The sequence below is a fragment of the Micromonospora sp. WMMC241 genome (genome assembly GCF_027460165.1).
In the GTDB taxonomy this organism is placed as follows: Bacteria; Actinomycetota; Actinomycetes; order Mycobacteriales; family Micromonosporaceae; genus Micromonospora; species Micromonospora humi.
Map to the genome: position 1 here is coordinate 1631555 of NZ_JAPZBF010000001.1, position 23152 is coordinate 1654706.

23 protein-coding genes are annotated in these 23152 nt (G+C 75.6%); 8 read left to right on the forward strand and 15 right to left on the reverse strand.

From position 1 onward, the window contains the following. Nucleotides 1-79: 79 nt before the first annotated feature. Nucleotides 80-1720 carry a glycosyl hydrolase family 18 protein gene (locus tag O7598_RS07880; RefSeq protein WP_269690686.1) on the forward strand — a complete coding sequence of 547 codons (1641 nt, stop codon included), beginning with the start codon at nt 80-82 and terminating at the stop codon, nt 1718-1720. A 160-nt stretch (nt 1721-1880) separates the two neighbouring features. Here O7598_RS07880 and O7598_RS07885 read toward each other — a convergent pair whose 3' ends face one another. Continuing rightward, the gene (locus O7598_RS07885; RefSeq protein WP_269690687.1) at nt 1881-2855 is read right to left on the reverse strand and encodes a helix-turn-helix domain-containing protein; all 975 of its coding nucleotides are present in this window, start codon (nt 2853-2855) and stop codon (nt 1881-1883) included. Between the two features lie 217 nt (nt 2856-3072). On the opposite strand from O7598_RS07885, the gene O7598_RS07890 reads away from it, so the two are divergent. From O7598_RS07890 to O7598_RS07900, 3 genes are all read left to right on the forward strand, one after another. Next, the gene (locus tag O7598_RS07890; protein WP_269690688.1) at nt 3073-3558 is read left to right on the forward strand and encodes a hypothetical protein; all 486 of its coding nucleotides are present in this window, start codon (nt 3073-3075) and stop codon (nt 3556-3558) included. A gap of 91 nt (nt 3559-3649) precedes the next feature. Beyond that, nucleotides 3650-5056, forward strand: a complete 1407-nt coding sequence (locus O7598_RS07895) for a class II 3-deoxy-7-phosphoheptulonate synthase (protein WP_091059480.1) — start codon at nt 3650-3652, stop codon at nt 5054-5056. A 63-nt stretch (nt 5057-5119) separates the two neighbouring features. Then, nucleotides 5120-6139, forward strand: a complete 1020-nt coding sequence (locus O7598_RS07900; protein ID WP_269694789.1) for a threonine aldolase family protein — start codon at nt 5120-5122, stop codon at nt 6137-6139. Between the two features lie 3 nt (nt 6140-6142). Here O7598_RS07900 and O7598_RS07905 read toward each other — a convergent pair whose 3' ends face one another. Then, nucleotides 6143-7006, reverse strand: a complete 864-nt coding sequence (locus O7598_RS07905) for a deoxyribonuclease IV (protein WP_269694790.1) — start codon at nt 7004-7006, stop codon at nt 6143-6145. Between the two features lie 70 nt (nt 7007-7076). Beyond that, nucleotides 7077-9062 (reverse strand): Stk1 family PASTA domain-containing Ser/Thr kinase, encoded by a 1986-nt coding sequence (pknB, locus tag O7598_RS07910; protein WP_269690689.1) that lies wholly within the window; start codon nt 9060-9062, stop codon nt 7077-7079. A 143-nt stretch (nt 9063-9205) separates the two neighbouring features. Between pknB and O7598_RS07915 the strand changes: the two genes are divergently transcribed. Next, nucleotides 9206-9586 (forward strand): Rv2175c family DNA-binding protein, encoded by a 381-nt coding sequence (locus O7598_RS07915; RefSeq protein WP_269690690.1) that lies wholly within the window; start codon nt 9206-9208, stop codon nt 9584-9586. A 90-nt stretch (nt 9587-9676) separates the two neighbouring features. Here O7598_RS07915 and O7598_RS07920 read toward each other — a convergent pair whose 3' ends face one another. Further along, nucleotides 9677-10759 (reverse strand): polyprenyl synthetase family protein, encoded by a 1083-nt coding sequence (locus O7598_RS07920; protein ID WP_269690691.1) that lies wholly within the window; start codon nt 10757-10759, stop codon nt 9677-9679. A 9-nt stretch (nt 10760-10768) separates the two neighbouring features. Continuing rightward, complete coding sequence (locus tag O7598_RS07925) at nt 10769-12187, reverse strand: helix-turn-helix domain-containing protein (protein ID WP_269690692.1); 1419 nt, start codon at nt 12185-12187, stop codon at nt 10769-10771. Nucleotides 12188-12407: 220 nt separating this feature from the next. Between O7598_RS07925 and metF the strand changes: the two genes are divergently transcribed. Continuing rightward, the gene (gene metF, locus O7598_RS07930; protein ID WP_269690693.1) at nt 12408-13325 is read left to right on the forward strand and encodes a methylenetetrahydrofolate reductase [NAD(P)H]; all 918 of its coding nucleotides are present in this window, start codon (nt 12408-12410) and stop codon (nt 13323-13325) included. 44 nt (nt 13326-13369) lie between these two features. Further along, a complete protein-coding gene (locus tag O7598_RS07935; RefSeq protein ID WP_269690694.1) occupies nt 13370-14059 on the forward strand; it encodes a CDP-alcohol phosphatidyltransferase family protein in 690 nt (229 codons plus the stop codon). A gap of 64 nt (nt 14060-14123) precedes the next feature. On the opposite strand, the gene O7598_RS07940 is transcribed toward O7598_RS07935, so the two are convergent. The 6 genes from O7598_RS07940 to O7598_RS07965 all read right to left on the reverse strand — a co-directional run bounded on the left by O7598_RS07940 (nt 14124) and on the right by O7598_RS07965 (nt 19372). Then, entirely contained in the window at nt 14124-15611 is a 1488-nt protein-coding gene (locus O7598_RS07940; protein WP_269690695.1) for a phytoene desaturase family protein, read from the reverse strand. A gap of 12 nt (nt 15612-15623) precedes the next feature. Next, the gene (locus tag O7598_RS07945; RefSeq protein WP_269690696.1) at nt 15624-16751 is read right to left on the reverse strand and encodes a glycosyltransferase; all 1128 of its coding nucleotides are present in this window, start codon (nt 16749-16751) and stop codon (nt 15624-15626) included. Next, nucleotides 16748-17527, reverse strand: a complete 780-nt coding sequence (locus tag O7598_RS07950; RefSeq protein ID WP_269694792.1) for a carotenoid biosynthesis protein — start codon at nt 17525-17527, stop codon at nt 16748-16750. The genes O7598_RS07945 and O7598_RS07950 overlap by 4 nt, the downstream gene beginning before the upstream one ends. A 68-nt stretch (nt 17528-17595) precedes the next feature. Next, nucleotides 17596-18159: a GNAT family N-acetyltransferase gene (locus O7598_RS07955; protein WP_091059508.1), complete on the reverse strand. Its 564-nt coding sequence runs from the start codon at nt 18157-18159 to the stop codon at nt 17596-17598. Then, on the reverse strand, nt 18156-18887 hold the full coding sequence (locus O7598_RS07960) for a monooxygenase (protein ID WP_269690697.1): 732 nt from the start codon (nt 18885-18887) through the stop codon (nt 18156-18158). The genes O7598_RS07955 and O7598_RS07960 overlap by 4 nt, the downstream gene beginning before the upstream one ends. Continuing rightward, complete coding sequence (locus O7598_RS07965; protein ID WP_269690698.1) at nt 18884-19372, reverse strand: YbaK/EbsC family protein; 489 nt, start codon at nt 19370-19372, stop codon at nt 18884-18886. Before O7598_RS07965 ends, O7598_RS07960 begins: the two co-directional genes overlap by 4 nt. Here O7598_RS07965 and O7598_RS07970 point away from each other — a divergent pair. Then, nucleotides 19371-19514 carry a hypothetical protein gene (locus tag O7598_RS07970; RefSeq protein WP_269690699.1) on the forward strand — a complete coding sequence of 48 codons (144 nt, stop codon included), beginning with the start codon at nt 19371-19373 and terminating at the stop codon, nt 19512-19514. The genes O7598_RS07965 and O7598_RS07970 overlap by 2 nt on opposite strands. Here the strand turns inward: O7598_RS07970 and O7598_RS07975 are convergent. The 4 genes from O7598_RS07975 to O7598_RS07990 are packed head-to-tail and all read right to left on the reverse strand — an operon-like array spanning nt 19492 to nt 23067. Beyond that, nucleotides 19492-20271, reverse strand: a complete 780-nt coding sequence (locus O7598_RS07975) for a TetR/AcrR family transcriptional regulator (protein WP_269690700.1) — start codon at nt 20269-20271, stop codon at nt 19492-19494. The genes O7598_RS07970 and O7598_RS07975 overlap by 23 nt on opposite strands. A gap of 56 nt (nt 20272-20327) precedes the next feature. Continuing rightward, on the reverse strand, nt 20328-21104 hold the full coding sequence (locus O7598_RS07980; RefSeq protein WP_269690701.1) for an FAD:protein FMN transferase: 777 nt from the start codon (nt 21102-21104) through the stop codon (nt 20328-20330). Continuing rightward, nucleotides 21101-21649 carry an FMN-binding protein gene (locus tag O7598_RS07985; protein WP_269690702.1) on the reverse strand — a complete coding sequence of 183 codons (549 nt, stop codon included), beginning with the start codon at nt 21647-21649 and terminating at the stop codon, nt 21101-21103. Before O7598_RS07985 ends, O7598_RS07980 begins: the two co-directional genes overlap by 4 nt. 20 nt (nt 21650-21669) lie before the next feature. After that, nucleotides 21670-23067 (reverse strand): ferredoxin reductase family protein, encoded by a 1398-nt coding sequence (locus O7598_RS07990; RefSeq protein WP_269690703.1) that lies wholly within the window; start codon nt 23065-23067, stop codon nt 21670-21672. Nucleotides 23068-23152 lie beyond the last annotated feature (85 nt).

Here is a 23152-nt window from a genome sequence, read left to right on the forward strand (position 1 = left end):
CTTGACGAACTGATGACGGCGTGAGTAGCGTCTCAGCAATCAATTTGGAAAGTTTCCTAACTGTTTGGGGAGACGCCGTATGAAGAGATCGCTCCGCCGGGCCCTCTGGGCCACCGGCGCCGTGGTCGCGCTCGCGGTCGCCGCGGTGCCCATGACCACCGCGTCGGCCGCCGGCAGCGTCACCGCCACGTTCACCAAGGTGCAGGACTGGGGGACCGGTCACGAGGGACGGGTCACCGTCACCAACGGCACCGGCGCCGCCGTGAACAGCTGGCGCATCGAGTTCGACCTGCCCTCCGGCACCTCGATCAGCAGCTCCTGGGACGCCGACGTCACCCGCAGCGGCAACCACTACGTCGCGGTCAACAAGAGCTGGGCCGGCCCGCTCGCCCCGGGTGCCAGCTTCAGCTGGGGTTACAACGGCACCGGGGCCTACCAGGGGCCGCTGAACTGCACCGTGAACGGTGGCTCCTGCGCCGGCGGCGGCACCCCGCCGACGACCACGCCGCCCACCACGGCACCCCCGACCAGCACCCCGCCCACCACGACGCCACCCACCACGACGCCGCCGACCACCACCCCACCCACCACCACGCCGCCGACCGGCGGCAAGAAGGTGGTCGGCTACTTCGCCGAGTGGGGCGTCTACGGCCGTAACTACCACGTCAAGAACATCCACACCAGCGGCTCGGCCGCGAAGCTGACCCACATCCTGTACGCCTTCGGCAACACCACCGGCGGACGGTGCAGCATCGGTGACAGCTACGCCGACTACGACAAGGCGTACACCGCGGCGGACAGCGTCGACGGCGTCGCCGACACCTGGGACCAGCCGCTGCGCGGCAGCTTCAACCAGCTGCGCAAGCTGAAGAAGATGTACCCGAACCTGAAGGTGCTCTGGTCCTTCGGCGGCTGGACCTGGTCGGCCGGCTTCACCCAGGCCGCGCAGAACCCGGCCGCGTTCGCCGACTCCTGCTACTCGCTGGTCAAGGACCCGCGCTGGGCGGACGTCTTCGACGGCATCGACATCGACTGGGAGTACCCGAACGCCTGCGGCCTCCAGTGCGACGCCAGCGGCCCGAACGCGTTCAAGAACGTGGTCTCCGCGCTGCGGACCAAGTTCGGCTCCAGCTTCCTGGTCACCGCGGCGATCACCGCCGACGGCAGCAACGGCGGCAAGATCGACGCGACCGACTACGCCGGCGCGGCGACGAACCTCAACTGGCTGATGCCGATGACGTACGACTACTTCGGCGCGTTCAACGCCCAGGGGCCGACCGCCCCGCACTCGCCGCTCTACTCGTACACCGGGATCCCGCAGCAGGGCTTCTGGTCCGACGCGGCGATCCAGAAACTGAAGTCCAAGGGCGTGCCGTCCAGCAAGCTGCTGCTCGGCGTCGGTTTCTACGGGCGGGGCTGGACCGGCGTCACCCAGACCGCCCCCGGCGGCAGCGCCACCGGCGCGGCGCCGGGCACCTACGAGGCCGGCATCGAGGACTACAAGGTCCTCAAGAACACCTGCCCGGCCACGGCCACGGTCGGCGGCACGGCGTACGCCAAGTGCGGCAGCAACTGGTGGAGCTACGACACCCCGGCGACCATCGGCGGGAAGATGAGCTACGCCAACACCCAGGGCCTCGGTGGCGCGTTCTTCTGGGAGCTCTCCGGAGACACCAGCAACGGTGAGCTGATCGGCGCCATCAAGGGCGGTCTCGGCTGAGCCGAGGGCGACGCACCAAACCCTCGGCCTAGCCGAGGGCGACGCACCAAACCCTCGGCCTAGCCGAGGGCCGACGCACCAAACCCTCGGCCTAGCCGAGGGCCGACGCACCACCCACCCGGCGGGGAGGGGCCGCACCGGCCCCTCCCCGCCCGCGTGGTCACCCCCGCAGGGCGCGTTCCCGGTGTTCCGCCGGGGACGACCCGTAGGCGGCCCGGAACGCGCGGCTGAAGTGCGCCGGCTGCGCGAAGCCGCACCGGGCGGCGATCCGCGCCACGCTCAGCCGCCCCAGCCCCGGGTCGGCCAGTTCCCGGGCCGCCCGCTCCAGCCGACCGGTGCGGATCAGCGCGCCGACGGTCGTACCGGTGCCCTCGAAGAGCCGGTGCAGCGACCGCACCGACAGGTGGTGCGCCGCCGCGACGGTGGCCGGGGTGAGGTCCGGATCGGTCAGGTGCTGCCGGACGAACGCCGTCACCCGCGCCCGGAGCCCGGTGATCCGGGTGTCGACCGGCAGGTCCCGCTCGACGTCGAGCCGCCCGGCCAGGGTGCCGGCGAGCAGGTCGAGGGCGATCCGGTCGAGGTGCGGGGCGTCGGTCGGCGCGTACTGCTCCGGGTGCGCCACGATCCGCCGCAGGAACGCGGCGAGCAGCGCGCCCATCCCGGTACGGGCCGGGATGTCGGCGGCGCACAGCTCCGCCAGCCGGCGCGGGGCCAACGGCAGCGCCCGGTGCGGCACCAGGAGGGTCAACGTCTCCACCGCCCCCGGCGTCGCGCCGTCCGGCCGTAGCCGGGAGCCGTGCGGTCGGACGGTGTCGACGAGGGCGAACGCGGACGGGTCGAGCGGCCCCTCGCGGCGCTGCTGGGTCATCACCCCGCGCCCGGACAGCGGCAGGGCGAGCTGGTACAGCTCCGGGTCGCCACTGCCGATCATGTGCGCCGGTCGGGTGAACTCCAGCGACGGGTACCGCCAGACGCCGAGGCGGAGCGTGCCGAGATCGACGACGCGGGCCGAGGCGACGAAGTCGTCCGCGTGCGCGCTGCGGATGGTGGCCGTCGACGCCTGCCGGGCGACCAGGTCCCGCCAGAAGTCGAACCGCTCGGCCGGGGGCAGCCACGCGGTGTCGACGGATGTCACGGTGAGGATGGTTCGTCACCTCCGCGGAAGGCGCGGTCCGGTGCCGCGCCACCCGAGACTAGTGATCGTTAAGTCGGATCGGGCGCGGCGGGCGTGCCGCCTGGCCGGGCGGGACGATCGAGGCGAGGATGAGGAGGCCGGCGACCGGCGCGCGGTCAGGTGTGACAGACTCGCCGGCCGGGCACGTCGCGATGCCCCGCGCCGATGGGAGGGACCGATGGGTCAGCAGCACCGGAGGGTGGCGACCGCCGCCGTCCTGCTCGCGCTCCTGCCGGCCGGCATGGCCGGTTGCGGCTCGGGCGACGGCGGGGGGAACGCCGCCGCGCCCACCGGTCGGGCACCGGCCGAGGAGGCCGCCGCCAAGAGCCGGGAGCGGGTGCAGGCGTACCTGGACGCGCTGGCCGCCCGCGACGCCGCCGCCGGCCGCAGCCAGCTCTGCGCGCCCCTGCAGACCGCCTTCGACACCACCGCCACCGGCCCGAACGGCGACTTCGCCGACCATTTCACGGTGCCGCAGGCCACCATCACCGACGTCCGCACCGGGCCGCGTGGCCAGGAGGTCAGCGCCTCGATCACGGTGGCCGCCGGGTCGCGCAAGGCCACCCGGTCGCTGCTGTTCACGGTCACCCGCACCGGTGCCGACTGGTGCATCGCCGGCGAGGCGCCGGGCGGCAACTCCGCCCAGCCGGCCGTCACACCCTGACCCCCGGCCGGGTGGGGCGCCGGGCTCCCACGCACCGGAACCGTCCCCCTCGGCGTCGGGCGGGCCGGGCGGTCGCCGTACGCTTTCCTGCATGCGCCATGAGTGGCACCAGCTGAGTCACCCCGCCGTGGGCAGCCCGGGTCTGCAGACCAGCCGCCCGACCGCCGACTCCGCCGAGGACGTGGCCCTCGGCCTCGACCGCTGGCGGGAGCTGCCGCGCGCGCAGACCCCGCCCTGGGGCGATCCGGCGCAGGTCGCCGAGGTCTGCACGGTGCTGGACACGGTGCCGTCCGTGGTCGCGCCCTACGAGGTCGACCAGCTGCGGCGGCGCCTCGCGCTGGTCTGCGAGGGCAAGGCGTTCCTGCTCCAGGGCGGCGACTGCGCGGAGACCTTCGCCGACAACACCGAGAGCCACCTGCTGGCCAACGCCCGCACCCTGCTCCAGATGGCGATCGTGCTCACCTACGGCGCGTCGCTGCCGGTGGTCAAGGTGGCCCGGGTCGCCGGCCAGTACACCAAGCCCCGGTCCCTGCCCACCGACGCCCGCGGCCTGCCGGCCTACCGCGGCGACATGATCAATTCGCTGGAGACCACGCCGGAGGCGCGGGTCGCCGACCCGCAGCGCATGATCCGGGCGTACGCCAACTCGGCCGCCGCGATGAACATGCTGCGGGCCTACCTGGCCGGCGGGCTGGCCGACCTGCACGCGGTGCACGACTGGAACAAGGACTTCGTCCGGCAGTCCCCGGCCGGGGAACGCTACGAGGCGATCGCCCGGGAGATCGACCGGGCCATCGCCTTCATCCGGGCCTGCGGGATGACCGACGAGGAGGCGTTGCGGACGGTCACGCTCTACTGCTCCCACGAGGCCCTCGCGCTGGAGTACGACCGGGCGCTCACCCGCATCTCCGACCGCCGGGCGTACGGGCTGTCCGGGCACTTCCTCTGGATCGGCGAGCGGACCCGGCAGATCGACGGCGCGCACATCGACTTCATCTCCCGGATCGCCAACCCGATCGGCGTCAAGCTCGGCCCCACCACCACGCCGGACGAGGCGATCGAGCTGTGCGAGAAGCTCAACCCGGAGAACGTCCCCGGCCGGCTCACGCTGATCAGCCGGATGGGCAACCACCGGGTCCGCGACGCGTTGCCACCCATCGTCGCCAAGGTCACCGCCGCCGGCGCCAAGGTGGTCTGGCAGTGCGACCCGATGCACGGCAACACCCACGAGTCCTCCAACGGCTACAAGACCCGGCACTTCGACCGGATCGTCGACGAGGTGCTCGGCTACTTCGAGGTGCACCGCGGCCTGGAGACCCACCCGGGCGGCCTGCACGTCGAGCTGACCGGCGAGGACGTCACCGAGTGCCTCGGTGGCGCCCAGGGCATCGAGGACCTCGACCTGCCCGACCGGTACGAGACCGCCTGCGACCCGCGACTGAACACCCAGCAGTCGCTGGAGCTGGCCTTCCTGGTTGCGGAGATGCTCCGTGGCTGACGCGAGGAGTGAGCTTGCGAGCCCCGCAGTCGGCAGCCGAAAGGAAACACCGTGGCTGACTTGTTGATCGACCTTCGGACCGACACCGTGACCCGGCCGACGCCGGGGATGCGGGAGGCCATGGCCACCGCCGAGGTGGGCGACGACGTCTACGGCGAGGACCCGACCGTGACCGCGCTCGAGGCGGAGGTGGCCGCCCGGTTCGGCCACGAGGCGGCGCTGTTCGCCCCGAGCGGCTCGATGGCCAACCAGATCGCCCTGCAACTGCTCGTGCCGCCCGGCGACGAGCTGCTCTGCGACGCTGACGCGCACGTGGTCACGTACGAGGTCGGCGCCGCGGCCGCGTACTCCGGAATCTCGTCGCGGACCTGGCCGGCGGTGGGCGCGGACCTCGACCCCGACGTGGTCGCCGGGATGATCCGGCCGGACGGCTACTTCGCGGTGCCCACCCGGGCCATCGCCGTCGAGCAGACCCACAACCGGGGCGGTGGCGGGGTGATCCCGCTGGCCACGCTGCGCCGGCTGCGGGCGGTCGCCGACGAGCACGGGCTGGTGCTGCACTGCGACGGCGCCCGGATCTGGCACGCGCACGTGGCCGACGGGGTGCCGCTGGCGGAGTACGGCACGCTGTTCGACACGCTGTCGGTCTGCCTCTCCAAGGGCCTCGGCGCGCCGGTCGGCTCGCTGGTGGTGGGCAGCGCCGAGAAGATCGCCCGGGCCCGGTTCCTGCGCAAGCGGATGGGCGGCGGCATGCGGCAGGTCGGCATCCTCGCCGCCGCCGGCCGGTACGCGCTGGCGCACCACGTCGAGCGGCTCGCCGACGACCACGCCAAGGCCGCCCGGCTGGCCGAGGCGGTCGCCCCGCACGGCGTGCTCGCGACCGGGGTGCGGACCAACATCGTGCCGCTGGACCTGACCAAGCACCCGTTCGACGCGCACGCCCTCGCCGCCGCCACCCGGGCGGAGGGCCTGCTGATCTCGGTGCTCGGCCCGCGTACCGCCCGGCTGGTCACCCACCTGGACGTCACCGACGCCCAGATCGACCGCGCCGCGGACGTCCTGACCGCGGCGCTGCGAGGCTGACGATCAGGGGTGGAGGCGCCTGAGGGTGGCGATGTCGGCCGCGTGGCCGAGGTGCTTCTCGGTGGGCGTCTCCACCAGCACCGGCACGCCCGCCGTCGCCGGGTGGCGCATCAGCTCCGCGAACGCCGGTTCGCCGATGCTGCCCTTGCCGATGTTCTCGTGCCGGTCCCGGGTGGAGCCGCACAGGTCCTTCGAGTCGTTGGCGTGCACCAGCCGTAGCCGGTCGGCGCCCACGGTGTCGACGAGCGTGTCCAGCGCCGCGGTCATGCCACCCTCGGCGGCCAGGTCGTGCCCGGCGGCCCAGGCGTGACAGGTGTCGAAGCAGACACCCAGCATCGGGTGCCGGTCGACCGCGTCCAGGTAGGGGCCGAGGTGCTCGACCCGGGAGGCCAACGACCGGCCGCCCCCCGCGCTCGGCTCGACCAGCAGCATCGGCCCGCCGGTCGCCGCCGTCTCGTCGAGCAGCGGCAGCAGCGACTCCCGCACCTGCCGCAGGGCCGCCTCGGCGTGCCCGTCGTCGACCGAGCTGCCGGCGTGGAACACCACGCCCTGGGCACCGATGGCGCGACCACGCCGCAGCGCGTGGGCCAGCGTCTCCGCCGAGCGGGCGACCGTGGCCGGGGTGGGGGAGCCGAGGTTGACCAGCAGCGAGGCGTGGATGAACACGGGCAGGCCCCGCTCGCCGCAGCCGTCGCGGAACAGCGCGTCCTGCGCCGGGTCACCGGCCGGCAGCGCCCAGCCGCGCGAGTTGGAGACGTAGACCTGCACCACCTCCGAGGCGGCCGCGTCGGCGTAGGGCAGCGCCGCCCGGGCCAGCCCGCCGGAGGTGGGGGTGTGCGAGCCCACCCGCCGGCGGTCGCCGGCCACGTGCGCCGCACTCACAGGGCCGCCTTCGTTCGCGACTGCGGGGCTCGCAGGACCGGCTCACTCCTCGCGCTCACAGGCAGGTCACCGTGACCGTGGTGCCCGGCGGCACCTGGGTGTTCTCGGGCGGGTTCTGCAACCGGGCCACACCGTTCGGGTTGAGCTGCACGTTGACCGGGAAGCCCTGGCTCTCCAGCGTCTGCTTGGCCTGCTGGCAGGGCAGGTCGACCACGCGGGGGACGGCCACCTGGGGCGGACCCTTGCTGATCTCCAGCTTGACCTTGGCGCCCTTCTCGACGCCGGTGCCGTCGGCCGGGCTCTGGCCGAGGATCTCGTCCTTCGGCTTGTCGGAGTCCTTGTAGTTCTCCTCCGCGGTCAGTTCGAGCTTCGCCAGGATGCCGCGCGCCTCGTTGATGTTCTTGCCGACCAGGTTGGGCACGGAGACCGGGGCGCGGCCCTTGCTGAGGATCAGCGTCACCTTCGACCCGGGCTTGACCACCGTGCCCACCTTCGGGTCGGTGGCCAGCACCACGCCGGCCGGCAGCGCGTCGTCGTAGCGGGAGGCGCCCTTGGCGGGCACCAGTTTGGCGCCGCTCAGGTCGGCCTGGGCCAGCTCGTAGTCCTTGCCGACGACGTCCGGCACCGGCAGCCGCTCCGGGCCGAGCGACAGCGTCAGGGTGATGGTGCCGCCCTTGACGATCCGGGCGGCCGACCCGGGCGCCTGCCCGAGGACCGTGTCCTTCGGCACCGTCTCGTCGTAGCGGGGGTCGGCGTAGCGCAGCGTGAAGCCGCCGCGCTGGGCCTGCGCCTCGGCCTCCGCCTTGGTCATGCTGACCAGCTGCGGCGCGACCGTGTAGCGGCCCACCCCGAACCACCAGCCGCCGAGCGCGGCCACCAGGCCGAGCACCACGGCCACCGCGGCGACGGCCAGCCGGCCGCGCGGCGAGCCCATGACCCGGGTACGCAGGGCGGCCAGCCGGGCGCCCAGCCCTTCCGGCTCGTCGGCGCGACGCCGGTGCGGGCGCTGCTGCCCACCGCCCTCGGGCAGCCGGGCCCAGGCCGGCCGCTCGGCCGGACGGACCGCTGCCACCACCTGGGTCGGCTGGCTCAGCACCGCCGTGTCGTCGCTGATCTGGCGCAGCACGGCGGTGTGCGCGTGCGGGTCGCCCAGCTCGTCGCGGGCCGCCTGCACCTCGGTCAGCAGCGTGCCGGCGTCGGCCGGGCGGGCCGCCGGATCGCGTCGGGTGGCGCGGGCGACGAGCGCGTCGAGAACCGGCGGCAGCGCCGGGACCAGGGTCGAGGGCGCCGGCACGTCGCGGTCGACGTGCTGCCAGGCGACCTCGACCGGGCGGTCGCCGTCGTAGGGCACCCGGCCGGTGAGCATCTCGAACAGCACGATGCCCGCGGAGTAGACGTCGGTGCGCGGGTCCGCGTGCCCCTGGGTGACCAGCTCCGGTGCCACGTAGGCCACGGTCGCCATGAGCTGGTTGCCGTTCTCCTCCTCGGCGCTGGCCTCGACGGCCCGGGCGAGGCCGAAGTCGGCCACCTTGACCACGCTGTCGACCAGGTTGCGGCCGCCGCCGGCGGGCGCCTCGGCGACCAGCACGTTCTCCGGTTTGACGTCGCGGTGCACGAGACCGGCCCGGTGCGCGGCGGCGATCGCGGCGAGCATCTGCTCGGCGATCGCGAGTGCCTCGTCCGGGTTGAGCCGGCGTCGCTCGGCGAGCACGTCGCGCAGCGTGCGGCCGCGGACGTACTCCATCACCAGGTAGGGCAGGCCGGCGTGGATGCCCTGGTCGTAGACCGCGACCACGTTCGGGTGGGTGAGGCGGGCGATGGTCTTCGCCTCGTCGGTGAAGCGCTCGACGAAGCCGGCCATCCGGGCCCGCGCCTGCGGCGCCTGGGTCGGGTGAATGATCTTGACCGCCACGGTGCGCTCCAGGCGCTCGTCGGTGGCGGTGTACACGGTCGCCATGCCGCCACGGGCCACGCGACCGCGAATGCGGTAGCGCCCGTCGAGCAGCGAGCCCAGCAACGTGTCGGCGACCTGTGTGTCCATCGGCAGGCAGTCTATGTGTCGGGACGGTGAAGGTTGAACAGGATGCTACCGCCGGGGTCCGACGAGGGTGGGCCGGCACGCTACCGGGACGCTTCCAGGGGTGCCGTGCACCCGCCGGCGGCGGCACGTGGCAGGGTGGTCGGGTGACCGATTCCGTACCCGCCGAGACCGGGGCCGACCTGCCCGGACCGACCGACCCGGCCGGCTGGCTGACCCTGCCGGACGTGGCCGAGCGCCTCGAACTGTCGATCAGCAAGGTGCACCAGATGATCCGGGACCGGGAGCTGCTCGCGGTGCGCCGCGACGGTGTCCGCCGGATCCCGGCCGAGCTGGTGGCCAACCACACCGTGCTCAAGCACCTACCCGGCGTGCTCAACCTGCTCGCCGACGCCGGGTACGACGACGAGGAGGCGCTGCGCTGGCTCTACCGGGAGGACCCGAGCCTCCCCGGCACCCCCGCCGCCGCGCTCGCCGGCGACCTGGCCCGCGAGGTCAAGCGCCGCGCCCAGGCCGTCGCCTTCTGACCCACCCCTGTCGATCATGAAGTTGACGGCACGATTGGAGATCGACTCCGCCGTCAACTTCATGATCGACGAAGCTGGCCGGGCCGGTGCTCAGTCGGCGCGGCGGGTGGCGGCGATGGCCAGGTCGACCAGGGCCTGACGCGCCTCGGTGTCCAGGTCGACGGCGGTCAGCGCGGCCAGGGCGCCCTCGGTCAGCGTGGCGATCCGGCGCTCGGTGCGCGCCAACGCGCCGCTCGCGCTGATCAGCTCGCGCAGCCGGGTCACCCCGGCGGCGTCCAGGTCCGCCGCGCCGAGCCCGCCCAGCAGCAACTCCCGCCCGGCCGGGTCGAGCGTCTCCAGGGCCGCCGCCACCAGGTAGGTCCGCTTGCCCTCGCGCAGGTCGTCGCCGGCCGGCTTGCCGGTGCGCTCCGGGTCACCGAACACCCCGAGCACGTCGTCGCGCAGCTGGAACGCCTCGCCCAGCGGCAGCCCGTACGCCGAGTAGGCCGCGTGCACCTCCGCCGGCGCGCCGGCCAGCGCGGCGCCCAGCAGCAGTGGACGCTCGACGGTGTACTTCGCGGACTTGTAGCGGGCCACCTTGCCGGCCCGCTCGACCGAGGTGTCGCCGGTGGCCTGCGTCAGCACGTCCAGGTACTGCCCGACGGTCACCTCGGTGCGCATCTCGTCGAAGACCGGCCGGGCCCGCGCCACCGTGGCCGGGGCCAGGCCGGCGGAGTGCAGCAGCTCGTCGGACCAGACCAGGCAGAGGTCGCCCAGCAGGATCGCCGACGCGTCGCCGAACGCGTCGGCGTCACCGCCCCAGCGGGCCGCGCGGTGCCGGGCGGCGAACCGCCGGTGCACCGCCGGCTCACCGCGCCGGGTGTCCGACCGGTCCATCAGGTCGTCGTGGATCAGCGCGCTGGCCTGCACGAACTCCAACGCGGCCAGGGTGGCGACGACCTGGTCGGAGTCGATCCCGCCGGCGCCGCGGTAACCCCAGTAGCCGAAGGCCGGGCGCAGCCGCTTACCGCCGCCCAGCACGAACGCCTCGATCGCCTCCGCGACCGGCAGCAGGCCGTCGTCGACGGCGGCCAGCCGGGCGCGTTGACCGGCGAGGAACTCGGTGAGCGCCTTGTCGATCCGCTGGCGCAGGCCGGCGCGGTCGACGGGGGAGACGGGAGCAGCGTGGGTCACGCCCCGACGCTAGTCGGTCCCCGCCGGACCTGCCCCGTCGCCGCCCCGGCGCGCCGCCCGGACCCGGCGCGCCCGCGTCGGCTCCAGCCGGACCACGGCGGGGACCGGAAGGTACGGGCGGACGGCCGCGAGCAACTCCGGACACCGCCGGGAGGCCGGCCCGGCCAACCCACGACGAACCTCGGCGAGCTGGCCGACCGCCCGCGGCGAACCGGAACGGACCGCGTCGAGCAGCGCCGCGCCGGCCACCGCGCACGCCTCGGGCACCGCGTCCAGCCGCAGGTGCGCGCGGGCGAGCCAGGCGCCGTAGACGGCCGCCCGGCGCGGCCGGCCCCGGCTGTCGGCGACGACCGGCGCCAGCAGCGCGACGGCGGGCTCCGGGCGGCCCAGCGCGACAAGCGTGCGCCCGGTCATCGCGGCCAGCTCGACGTCGTCGAGCCAGTAGAGCCAGGGCGGCTCCCGGCCCGGATCGGGCGTGCCCGCCCGGGCCGCCCCGGCGAGCGCCCGCCCGGCGGCGCGGCGCCGGCCGGCCAGCGCCGCGGCGAGCGCGACCCGGTGCAGCAGCAGCGCCCGCAGCCCGGCGGAGGCGCCGTCGCGGCCGGCGGCGTACCCGATCCGGGCCAGCGTGAGCGCGCCGGCCGGGTCGCCGGAGCCGGCCAGCAGGTGGCTGGCCGACCCGAGCACGTGCCCGGCCAGTGGCCGGTCCCCGGCGGCGAGCGCGGCCCGCAACGCCAGCCGGTAGGCCACCAGGCCGCCGGTGACGTCGCCCGCGTCGGCGGCCAACCACCCGGCGAGCTGGGCCGACCCGGCCAGCTCCGGCAGCAGCCGGCGCCGGTCGGCGGGCCCGGCGACGCGGTGGCCGCGCACCGCGCGTCGCAGCCGCCGGGCGCCGTACCCGGCGAGATCGGCCCCGCCGAGCAGGTCGTCCCACCGCCGCAGCGTGGCCAGGCCGGTCTCGCCGGGCGGGTCGTCCGGCGCGGCGGGCGCGACGGGGAGACCGCCGGCGGAGGCGGACCGGTCGGCCGGCGACGACCCGCCGGCCGCCGGGTCGGCCAGCGGCCCGGCCAGCGTGCCGCCGGTCGGGTCGGCCGCCCAGCGGTACGCGAGGGTGAGCAGGGCCAGCCGGGCGCGGGACCCGGCCGGGCCGACCTCCGCGGGCGCCGCGCCGAGCCGGCGGCTGCGCGCCGTGGCCTCGGCGATCAACGCGCCCGGGACCCCGAGGACCGTCGCCAGCCAGGCGGACCAGAAATCGCCGGGGAGCCGGAGCTGGCGCTCCCACCGGGACACCTCGTGCCTGGTGAGCGTGGGCACGCCGGAGGCGGCGCACAGCTCGGCGGCGAACCGCTGCTGGCTCCAGCCGCGGGCGGCCCGCAGCTCGGCCAGGAGCGGCCCCAGCAGGCGGGGGCCGGGCGGCGCGGACGGGATCATCGGGACCTCCGGGGCGACGGCGCGGGTGGCGACGCGGACACCCGGCCGTGGCGCACCGGTGCGTCGCCGTCGTGGCGACCCCCGCGCGGGCCCCCGGGCCGGCCGCCGGCCGCCCACCGCGCTGAGGTCTTTCTACCCCCGGGGTACGACGTCGCGCCCGGCCCGCTCGCGGGCTGGGAAGGTCCTCGGCACACCGGCCCGATCCGGTTACAGTCGGTCCGTGGCGCTCGGTCTCCCCTCGGTCCTCCCCAATCCGCAGCCGGCGATCGGGGAGCTGATCCGTGACGGCCGCCCCACCTTCTCGTTCGAGTTCTTCCCGCCGAAGACCCCCGCCGGCGAGAAACTGCTCTGGCAGGCGATCCGCGAGCTGGAGTCGCTGCTCCCGTCGTTCGTCTCGATCACCTACGGCGCGGGCGGCTCGACCCGGGACACCACCGTCGCGGTGACCGAGCGGATCGCCACCGAGACCACCCTGCTGCCGATGGCGCACCTCACCGCGGTCAACCACTCGGTCGCCGAGCTGCGGCACGTGATCGGCCGGCTCGCCTCGGTCGGGGTCCGCAACGTGCTGGCCGTGCGGGGCGACCCGCCGGGCGACCCGGGCGGCGAGTGGGTCATCCACCCGGAGGGCGTCCGCTACGCCGAGGACCTGGTCCGGCTGGTCCGTGACAGCGGCGACTTCAGCGTCGGGGTGGCCGCCTTCCCGTACAAGCACCCGCGCTCGCCCGACGTGGCGAGCGACACCGCGCACTTCGTCCGCAAGTGCCGGGCCGGCGCCGAGTTCGCCATCACCCAGATGTTCTTCGACGCCGACGACTACCTGCGGCTGCGCGACCGGGTCGCCGCCGCCGGCTGCGACACCCCGATCCTGGCCGGGGTGATGCCGGTGACCCAGATCGGCACCATCGCACGGTCGGTGCAGCTTTCCGGCGCGCCGTTCCCGCCGGCGCTGGCCGAGCGGTTCGACCGGGTGGCCGACGACCCCGAGGCGGTGCATCGGCTCGGCGTCGAGCAGGCCGGCGAGATGTGCGCGAAGCTGCTGGACGAGGGCGTGCCGGGGATCCACTTCATCACGCTCAACCGGTCCACCGCGACCCGCGAGGTCTGGCAGCGCCTGCGCGCCGACGCGCGGGTGTGACCACCCGCCACACGACACCCGGAGCACCCTTCTACGGTTGATCCGTGGTGGGCACACAGCTGAACTGGGACCAGTACGCGACCGCGTGGGCGCGGCTGCACGGTGGGTTCGATCCCCGTAGCGCCGCGCCGGTGGTGCGCGCCTGGCTACGCTTCGCCTACCACGTGGGCTTCGTGCTGGGCCGGCTACGGGTCGGCCCGACCGCGGTGACCGTGTTCGGGGTGCTGCTCTGCTTCTGCGTACCCCTGCTGGTGGGCCGGCCCGGCGACGGACCGTTCCTGGGCTCGCTCTTCGTGCTGCTCGCCGCCGTGGCGGACAGCGTCGACGGCGCGGTGGCGGTGGCCACCGGCCGCACCACCCGGTTGGGCTACGTCTACGACTCGGTCGCCGACCGGCTCGGCGAGGTGGCCTGGCTGATCGCGTTCTGGCTGCTCGGCGCGCCCGGCGCGCTTGTCGTCGCCGCCGGCGGCCTGTCCTGGCTGCACGAGTACGTGCGCGCCCGCTCGGTGTCGGCCGGGATGCGGGAGATCGGCGCGGTGACCGTGGGGGAGCGGCCCACCCGGGTCTGCGTGGCCCTGGTCGGGCTGCTGGTCGCCGGGCTCACCGGGCTGATCGACGCCGACCTGACCGCCGGCACCGCCACCATGGCCACCACCGTCTGGGTGCTGCTCGCCGGCTTCGGCCTCGGCCAGTTGTTCTCCGCCGTCCGGCGCGCGCTCGTCGACGCCGGCTGACCGCCCGGCGAAGGCGTGAGAAGGGGCCCCTTCTCGACCGGAGGCGTTAAGAAGGGGCCCCGCCTTACCAGGCCGGGCCGATGGCGTCGGCGACTATCTCCGCGGACAGGGTCACCATGGGGAGGCCGCCGCCGGGGTGGGTGGATCCGCCGACCAGCCACAGCCCGGCGACCGGGCCCCGGTTCGGCGGGCGCAGCAGGCCGCCGGCGGTGCCGTAGATCGCCCCGCCCGGCGCGCCGGTGGCCGCGTCCAGGTCGGCCGGCGTGCGGACCTCCCGGAACACCAGCCGGTCCCGCACGTCCACCCCGCGCTCGGCCAGCACGTCGAGGATCCGGTCCGCGTACGCCTCGGCAAGCCCCGGCCGCCGCCAGTCCACCGCGTCCGCGGCGGTGCCGTGCCGGGGCGCGTTGACCAGCACGAACCACGCCTCGTGGCCGTCCGGCCGGACCGCCGGGTCGTCGGCCGCGGTCACGAACACGGTCGGGTCGGGCGCCGGCCGGGCCCGTACGCCGCGACCGGGGTCGCCGAAGACGGCGTCGAACTCGGCGTCGTAGTCGCGCGGGAAGAAGACGCTGTGGTGGGCCAGCCCGGAGTCGCCCCGCACGCCGAGCAGCAGCACGAAACCGGCCAGGCTGCGGTCGGTCAGCGCGGCCAGCCGACGCGGGTGCGGCAGCAGGTCCCGGTAGACGGTGAGCGCGTCGGTGTTGGCCACCACCACGTCGGCCGGGACCGGCGCGGCCGAGCCGGCGACCCGGACCCCGTGCACCCGGCCGCCGGCCGCGTCGATCCGGGTGACCGCCGCGCCGGTGCGCACCACCACGCCGAGGTCCAGGCAGCGCGACAGCAACGCGTCGGCCAGCGTGCCCAGCCCGCCGCGCAGGTACCAGCCGCCGTACGCCAGTTCGGCGTAGGGGACGGCGACCAGCGCGGCCGGCGCGCGGCGCGGGTCGGCGCCGGTGTAGGTGGCGTACCGGTCGAGCAGCATCCGCAGCCGCGGGTCGGACAGGTGCCGCCGGCCCAGCCCGCGCAGCGTGCGGCCGGGGCCGATGGCGGCGAGGTCGCCCAGCCGCCAGGCCAGCGCGGCCAGGTCGCGTGGCGAGTCCACGGTGCGGCGCAGGATGTCCCGGTGCGACGCCTCCCACACCCGGGCGGCGCGCCGCCACAGCCGCTGCCAGTCGGCGGCGGAACGGTCGCCGAACGCGGCGCCGATCCGGGCGGTGAACTCGTCCGGATCGGCGCAGGAGTCCAGCGCGGGGCCGCCGCCGGGGAAGACGTGCCGCACGATCGGGTCCAGCGGGACCAGGTCGAGGTATTCGTCGAGCTTCGCCCCGGTGGCCTCGAACAGGTCGTGGAAGACCTGCGGGAGGGTGACCAGGCTCGGCCCGGTGTCGAAGCGCCATGACCCCTCCGGGGTGTGGTGCGCCCACCGGCCCAGCTTGCCGCCGACCGTGCCGGCCCGTTCCAGGACGGTGACCTCGTGCCCGGTGACCGCGAGCCGGGCGGCGGCGGCGAGCCCGCCCACGCCGGCGCCGATGACCACGATGCGCGCCATGGGGTGCTCCTCCTAGGTGACCGGGCGACCCCGCCAGGTGAGCCGGCGTCGCTTCCGCAGATGGTACGACCGGACGGTCAACCAACCGAGGACCACGACCGACACGGGGTGCGCCAGCGCGTCGGGCCAGGCCCGCCCGCCGGTGGCCCGGGCGCTGACCACGCGCCCGGCCACGCCGGCCAGGTAGGCGAGCGCCGCCGTCCCGGCCACCGCCGGCGCGCCGGCCAGCAGCGCGCCGAGGGCCAGCAGCGGCGGCGCCACGTAGAGCGCGAACAGCAGCGCCAGCACGACCGCCGCGCCGACCGGGTGGCCGAACGAGGCCCACAGCGACTTGGTGTAGCCGTCGCGCAGTTGCGGCCAGTCGTCGTACATCCGGCAGGACGCCAGCCGGGAACCGTCGGCCAGGGCGATCCGGCCGCCGGCCCGCTTCACCGCCCGGGCCAGCTCGATGTCCTCCAGCACCCGGTCGGCCACCGCCGCGTGCCCGCCGGCCCGCAGGTAGCCGGCCCGGTCCACGACCAGGAACTGCCCGCCGGCCGCGGCCAGCGAGGGCCGCCGCGAGCGTTCCATCGCGCGCAACGGCAGGAACGTCAGCCACAACCACTGCAACAGCGGCTGCACCAGCCGGTCGGCCGCCGTCCGCACCACGATCCGGGGGTACGGCGACAGCAGCGTCGCGCCCGCCGCGCGCAGCTCGGTCACCGCCGCCGCGACGGCGTACGGGGTGAGGACCACGTCGGCGTCGACGAAGGCCAGCACGGTCGGCTCCGGATCGGTGCGGGTGGCGAGCTGCCAGCAGGCGTGCGGCTTGCCCAGCCAGCCGGGCGGCGGGGCGACGCCGGTGAGCAGCGTGACCCGCGGGTCGGCGCCGGCCACCGCGCGCACCACCTCGGCGGTGCCGTCGGTGGACCCGTCGTCGAGCACCACGATCCGTAGCCCGGGCACGCCACGTTGGGCGAGCAGCGCGCGCAGGCACGGGGTGACCCGGTCGGCCTCGTCGCGCAGCGGCAGCAGCACCGCCACGCTCTCGCCGACCTCGGCCGGCCCGTCGGTGGGGCGGCGCAGCCAGGCGAGGGCGTTGACGAGCGTGTGCCCGGTGAGCGCGGCGACCGCCACCACCAGCGCGAGCGCGGCGGTCATGCTGGCGCGTCGACCCGGGGCGCGGGTTCGGCGGCGACGGTCCGCGCCCGGCGGCCCCGCCACAGCACCACCGCCAGCGGCACCGCGGCCACCGCCATGCCGGCGGCGCCCCACACCGCGGACGCCGGCAGCCGGAGGAAGACCGCGTGCGCCAGCACGCTGGAGGCGTACGTCCAGAGGTAGAGCGCGAACATCGGGCCGTCGCGGCGGTCGACCCGGTCGACGGACGGCCCGGCGAGCGGGCGCAGCACGACGGCGAGCAGCACGGCGAAGCCCAGCCAGCCGAGGTAGTTGCTGACCGGGATGCCGGGCAGCCCGGGCAGCGCCGGGGTGGCGTTCCGCCAGGTCCAGTAGCCCTCGGCCACCATCTGCGGATCGAGGAACAGATCCCACGCCGCCAGCCCCACCGCCGCCAGCGCGACCCGGCCGGCCCGGGAGGCGGTGAGCCGGACCGCGGTGAGCCACGCCGGCCAGGCCATCCAGGTCCAGGCCAGCGGGATGATCAGCGGCACGCCGGCCAGCTTCGGGCCCAGCTCGCCGGAGTAGTCGTAGCTGCCGAACGGGAACCCGGTGGCCACGCCCATCGCCTCGACCGCGAACCCGCCGCCGGTCACCACCGCGACCAGCGCGGCCGCGACCCGGGCACCCCGGGTGAGCAGCGCGTGGGCGACGGAGAGCAGCCAGCCGAGCACCACCGTGGCCACGGTCAGCCCGGCCCGGGTCGCACCGCCGGTCAGCGGATAGCAGATCTGGGCGAGGACCAGCACGGCCAACAGCGCCCAGGGGAGCCGGAACGCGCCGGACCGCGAGCGCGGGGCTCGCGGGCCCGGTTCACCCCCCGAGCTCACGGGGCTTCCGCCGGGCCGGCGGCGGGCAGCGGCAGGTCCCGGCCGAGCACGCCGAACGGCCGCTCGTCACCGGGGAAGTGGAAATGCCGCAGCACGTCGACGAAGCCGAACCGGCGGTAGAGCCGCCAGGCCCGCGACGTCCGCTCGTCCGCCTCCGGGGTGGAGAGCAGGGTGGTGTCGCCCTCGGCCACGCTGAGCAGCGCGCGCAGCTGGCGGGCGCCCACGCCGTGCCCCTGCGCGGGCGGGCGCACGTGCAGCTCGACCACCTCGAACGGGCGGGCCAGCCAGCGCTGCCGGGTCTCCGCGTCCAGCGCCCGGTGCACCTGGTCGTGCCACCACTGCCCGGTGGCGCCCAGATAGCCGTACCCGAAGCCGGCCAGGTGCCCCTCGGTGGTGAGGCTGGCGACGGCGCGGAACCCGGGGCGCCGGACGTGGGTGGCGATGTAGCCACGCCGGGCCTCCAACAGGTCGGCGCGGTAGCCCATCGCCTCGCCGTAGACGGCGACCACGTCGTCCAGCCGGCGGACCAGGTCGTCCGGCGTCCAGCGCACCAGCCTCATGCGTTCCCTCTCGCCGAGTCGGGGTCGCCGTCGGCAGCGACCCAGCCGAGCACCGTACGGTCGCCGACCACGTCGCCCACCGCGAACCGCGCGAACAGTTCCTCCGCATACCAGCCCTCGGTGGGGGTGCGGGTGATCGCGGCGCGGTGCTCGGGGGAACGGTACGCGAAGGCGACGAGGTCCGTCGGGTCGCGCCACACGCTCACCGTGCCCTGCCAGCCCAGCGGCGCCTCGCCGACGCCGAACCGGGCGAGCAGCCCGGGGGCGGCGTGCAGCTCGGCGGCGACCGGCGGGATCGCCCGCCAGAACGTGGCCGCCCGACGGGCCCGCAGCCGGGCCCGGGTCAGCGCCAGCACCGGACCGGTGACCCGTCCACCGGCCGGTGTGCCGAACGGCTCCCGGCCGGACCACTCGCCCCGGCTGGTCAGCGGCCGCAGCTCCAGCCGGGCGGCGGCGTCGGCGATCCGGGCCCAGGAGCGGGCGACCGGGGAGGCGTCGAAGCCGGCCGCGTCGGCGGGGGAGTCCCAGACCACCAGCGCGGCCCACCGGGTCAGGTCGGCGTCGCCGGGGCCGAAGCCGGTGCCGGTCCCGGTGCCGAGCAGCTTGGCGAAGCGGACGCCGGGTAGCCGGCGCAGCCGCGCCGGGTGGGCCGCCATCCGGGCCAGCGCGCCGGGCACGGCCCGGCGGGGTACGCGCCACACGTGCAGCGTGACGAGGTCGGGGTTCACGCCACCTCGGCCGGGTCGCCGCCGGTGAGCCGGAGCAGCTCCGCGTAGGTGGTCGGGAACACCGCCTGCGGCACGCCGCCGGCCGCCCACACCTCGTCGTACTTCTTCAGGGCGGTGTCGACCAGGGTGCGCAGCGGCCCGGGGTGGCCGAGCGGGGCGACCCCGCCGATCACCTGACCGGTGTGCCGCCTGACGAAGTCCGGGCTGGCCCGGCGCAGGTGGGCCACGCCCAGCGTGGCGGCCAGCCCGGCGGTGTCCACCCGGTGCGCGCCGGAGGTGAGGACCAGCAGCGGCGCGTCGTCGGCGTCGAAGACCAGCGAGTTGGCGATGGCGCCGACGTCGACGCCGAGCGCGCCGGCCGCCGCGGCGGCGGTGTGCACCGCCTCCGGAAGCAGACGGACGGCGCTGGCGTGGCCGGAGAAGTCCCGCGCCCCCGCCTCGTCGAGCGCCGACTGCACCGCCCGTACGTTCGGATGTGACTGCATGCCCAACATTCTCCCCCACCACCCCACCCACCCCTTCCGGGGCGTGGACCCCTTCCGGGGTGCGGCGATCATGAAGTTGTTGTCACTCGACCCGGCGTGTCGCGACAACAAGTTCATGATCAACGAGGTGGGCGAGAGGTGAGGAACGCCTCGATGCCGTCGAGGATGCGGGCCAGGCCGAAGTCCAGGGTGGGGTCCGGGGAGCGGGGGGTGGGGGAGCGGGGGGCGGAGGTTAGGGCGGGGGAGTGGGGGGTGGGGGGATCGGCCAGGGCGGCGGCGAGGGCGGGGAAGCGGGTCTCGCGGCCGCTCACCAGCGCGGCGAACGCGGCCTCCCGGCCCGAGTCGGGTGACAGGCCGGCCAGGTTGCGGGCGTGTCCGACCAGCAGCGTCGCCACGTCGAGCCGCTCGTGGGCGGTGAGCCCGGTACCGGCCAGCGCGGCGACGACGCGTTCCACCCAGGACAGCTCGTTCGGCCCGGGCAGCCGGGCCCCCACGGCCGCCCCCTGCGCCCAGGGATGCCGGCGGAACCGCTCGACCAGCCGCCGGGTCCACTCGTCGAGCTGCGCCCGCCAGCCCGCGTCGGCCGGTGCCGGGACGTCGGCTGCGCCTTGACCAGCGGCCGGCGACGGGGGCGGCTCGCCCAGTGCCGCGTCCAGCATCAGGGCTACCAGTTCGGCCCGGCCCGGCACGTAGCGGTAGAGCGCCATCTTGGTGACGCCCAACGACTCGGCGACCCGCTGCATGGTCAACCCGTCGAGCCCGTCGGCGTCGGCGACGGCGATGCCGGCGCGGGCCACGGCGGCCGGGGAGAGCGTGGGACGGGGCCCGCGCCGGGGCCCGACCGGCGCGCCCCAGAGCAGCTCGAACAGCCGCTTCTTGTCGACCTCACCGGCCCGCACGGTTCGCCTCCCGCCTCGACGTCGACCCCGCGTCCGCCGTCAGGCAGACGATACGGTCACCCGGGCCAGCCCGGAGTGGCCCGGACCCGACCGGTGGTGTCCACCAGCAGGGCCGCGTACCCGTCCAGGGTGGCCAGCCACTCCGGTGCGCCGGTGCCGCGGGCGACCGCCGCGGTCGCGTACACGTCGGCCCAGAGCAGGTCCGGGCCGACCACGGTGACCGACCGGAGGGCCTCGGCCGCCCGCCCGGCGTACGGGTCGGTGATGTGCGCGCCGCGTCGCGCGGTGCCGGAGGTGGCGACCGCGCCGCCGGCCCGCTCGACCACGTCGAGCATCCGCTCGGGCCGGTCCGGGTCCTCGATGCCGATCCGCCAGGGCGGCCGGCCCGGTGCGGTCCGCAGCAGCACGTCCCCGCCCGCGTTGAGGCACAGGTCGTGGTCGGCCAGGTCGGTCAGGTGCCGGGCGGCCCGTTCCACCGCCCAGCCCTTGACCAGGCCGGACGGGTCGAAGCCGGTGCCGCCCAGCGGCAGCGGCAGGCGGCGGGCGTCGAACCACCCGTCGGTCCGCGCGCGGGCCGTCTCGCACAGCCCGACCACCTCCCGCACCAGCGGGTCGGCGGTGGCGGTCGGGCCGGGCGGCGCGCCCCGCAGCCGACCCAGCACGCTCTCCGGCCGCCAGGTGCTGAACACCGCGTCGGCGGCGCGCAGCTCGGCGAGGACCCGTGCCACCCGCTCCTCGACCCCCGGGGTACGCACCCGCGGGCCCCGCAGGTGCACGCTGACCGGCAGCCCCATCACCTGCGCCACCCAGGCGCGGCGGTCCGGCCCGCTCATTTGAGGTGCGCCGCGTCGATGGCGGACTGGAGCGACTCCCGGTAGCCGTCGCTGGTGACGGTGGCCCCGGAGACGCTGTCGATCTCGGCGCCCTGCGCGGCCAGCGCCTCCTGCCGCAGGATCGGCACCGCGTAGTCGTTGATCTCCTGGTCCCGCCGGTTGCCGTCGGGCACCTGCACGGCTGTGGCATCGGTGATCTTCCCGGCGGAGACGGTGATCCGCACCTGCACCGGCCCCCACCGGGTCTGCGCCACCGACCCGGTCGCCGTGCCGCTGCCGCCCGTCGTGCCGCTGCCGCCGCCGGTCGTGCCGCCGCCGGTCGTGCCGCCGCCGGTCGTGCCGCCGCCGGTCGAGGCGCCGTCGCCGGTGTCGCCGCCCGACGGTCCCGAGCCGCCGTCGGCGCCGCTCCACGAGCCGGCGCCCGGGTCGTTCCCGGTGGCGACCGCGCCGGTCTCCCCGCCCGCGCCCATGGTGCTGGTCCGGTAGCTGAACAGCAGCACCAGCGCGGCCACGGTGGACAGCAGCCAGATGGTGATCCGTCGCACGGATCCTCCCTTCGCGCCCGTCACCAGGCGAACAGTTCGTGATGGACGTGCGCGTCGGGCACCCCGGCCGCGCGGGTCGCGGCGCGCACGGCGTCGACCCAGCCGTCCGGTCCGCAGAGGAAGACGTCGTGCCCGGCCACGCCGGGGGAGAGCCGGCGCAGCGCCTCGGCGTCGGCGAGCCCCTCGGCGTACGCGGGCAGCCAGGACGGCTGCGCCGCCCGGGGGCCGACCAGGTGGTGCACCACCAGCCCGCGGTCCGCGACGAGCCGGTCCAGCTCGGCGGAGAAGGCCAGGTCCTCGCCGGTACGCGCGCGGTAGGCGAGCACCGCCTGGCCGGGCGCGTACGGCAGCTCCCAGAGCAGCGCCAGCAGCGGGGTGAGACCGACGCCGCAGGCCAGCATCGTGATCCCACCGCCGCGCCAGTGCTGCCCGGTGAGCCGCCCGTACGGCCCTTCGATAAGCACCCGGGTGCCGGGGCGCAGGGCGGCCACCCGGGCGCTGCCGTCGCCCAGGTCCTTGACGGTGATCCGCATCAGGTCCCCGTGCGGCGGCGCGGACAGCGAGTACGGGTGGGCGCGCGACCAGCCGGGGCCGTCCAGGAACCGCCAGAGCAGGAACTGCCCGGCCCGTACCGGCAGCCGGTGCAGGTCCCGCCCGCGCAGCCAGACCGAGGTGATCCCGGGCGCCTCGGGCACCACCGCGGCCACCTCGATCCGGTGCCGCAGCGAGCGCCAGGCCGGCAGGCCGAGCCGCCAGACGAGCACGCTGGCCAGGGCCAGCAGGTAGACCGTCCACCAGTAGGCGCGGGCCAGCGGCGAGGCGAGGAAGTCGGCGCCGGTCCAGAGCTGGTGCGGCAGCGCCAGCGCGACGCCCAGGTAGGCGTAGAGGTGCAGCAGGTGCCAGGACTCGTAGCGCAGCCGCCGCCGGGCCGCGCGGACCGAGGTCGCCACCACCAGCATCAGCAGCGCCAGCGCCGCGGTGGCCAGCAGCATCCCGGGGTACGTGACGACCAGGTCCCAGGCCTCGGCGAGCACCCCCTGGCGGGCGGTGCCGGCGTATCCGAGGACGGTCAGCAGCACGTGCGCCAGCAGCAGGTGGAACGAGGTGAAGCCGGCGAGCCGGTGCCAGCGGGCGATCCGGTCCTGGCCGAAGCGGCGTTCGAGCAGCGGCACCCGGGCCATCAGCACCACCTGGATCAGCATCAGGTCGGCGCTGAGCAGGCCGGTGAGCCGGCCGAGCGAGGTGAGCCCGGTGGCGGTGCCGGCCAGCAGCTCCTGCACCCCGCGGTCGGCGGTCCACAGGGCGGTGACGACCAGCAGGCTGAGCGCCGCGAGGGTGCCGGCGACGTCGGCCCACCAGGTCGGGGCGGCCGGCGGCGTCGGGCGTACGGCCCGCCGGCCGGCCACGGTGGCGGTCACCGGGCGGTCTTCTCGGTACGGCAGACGTTCATGGGGTAAACCGTCCGCCGGTGAGTTCCGGTTCTCCTTTGTCGGGGCTGTGCCC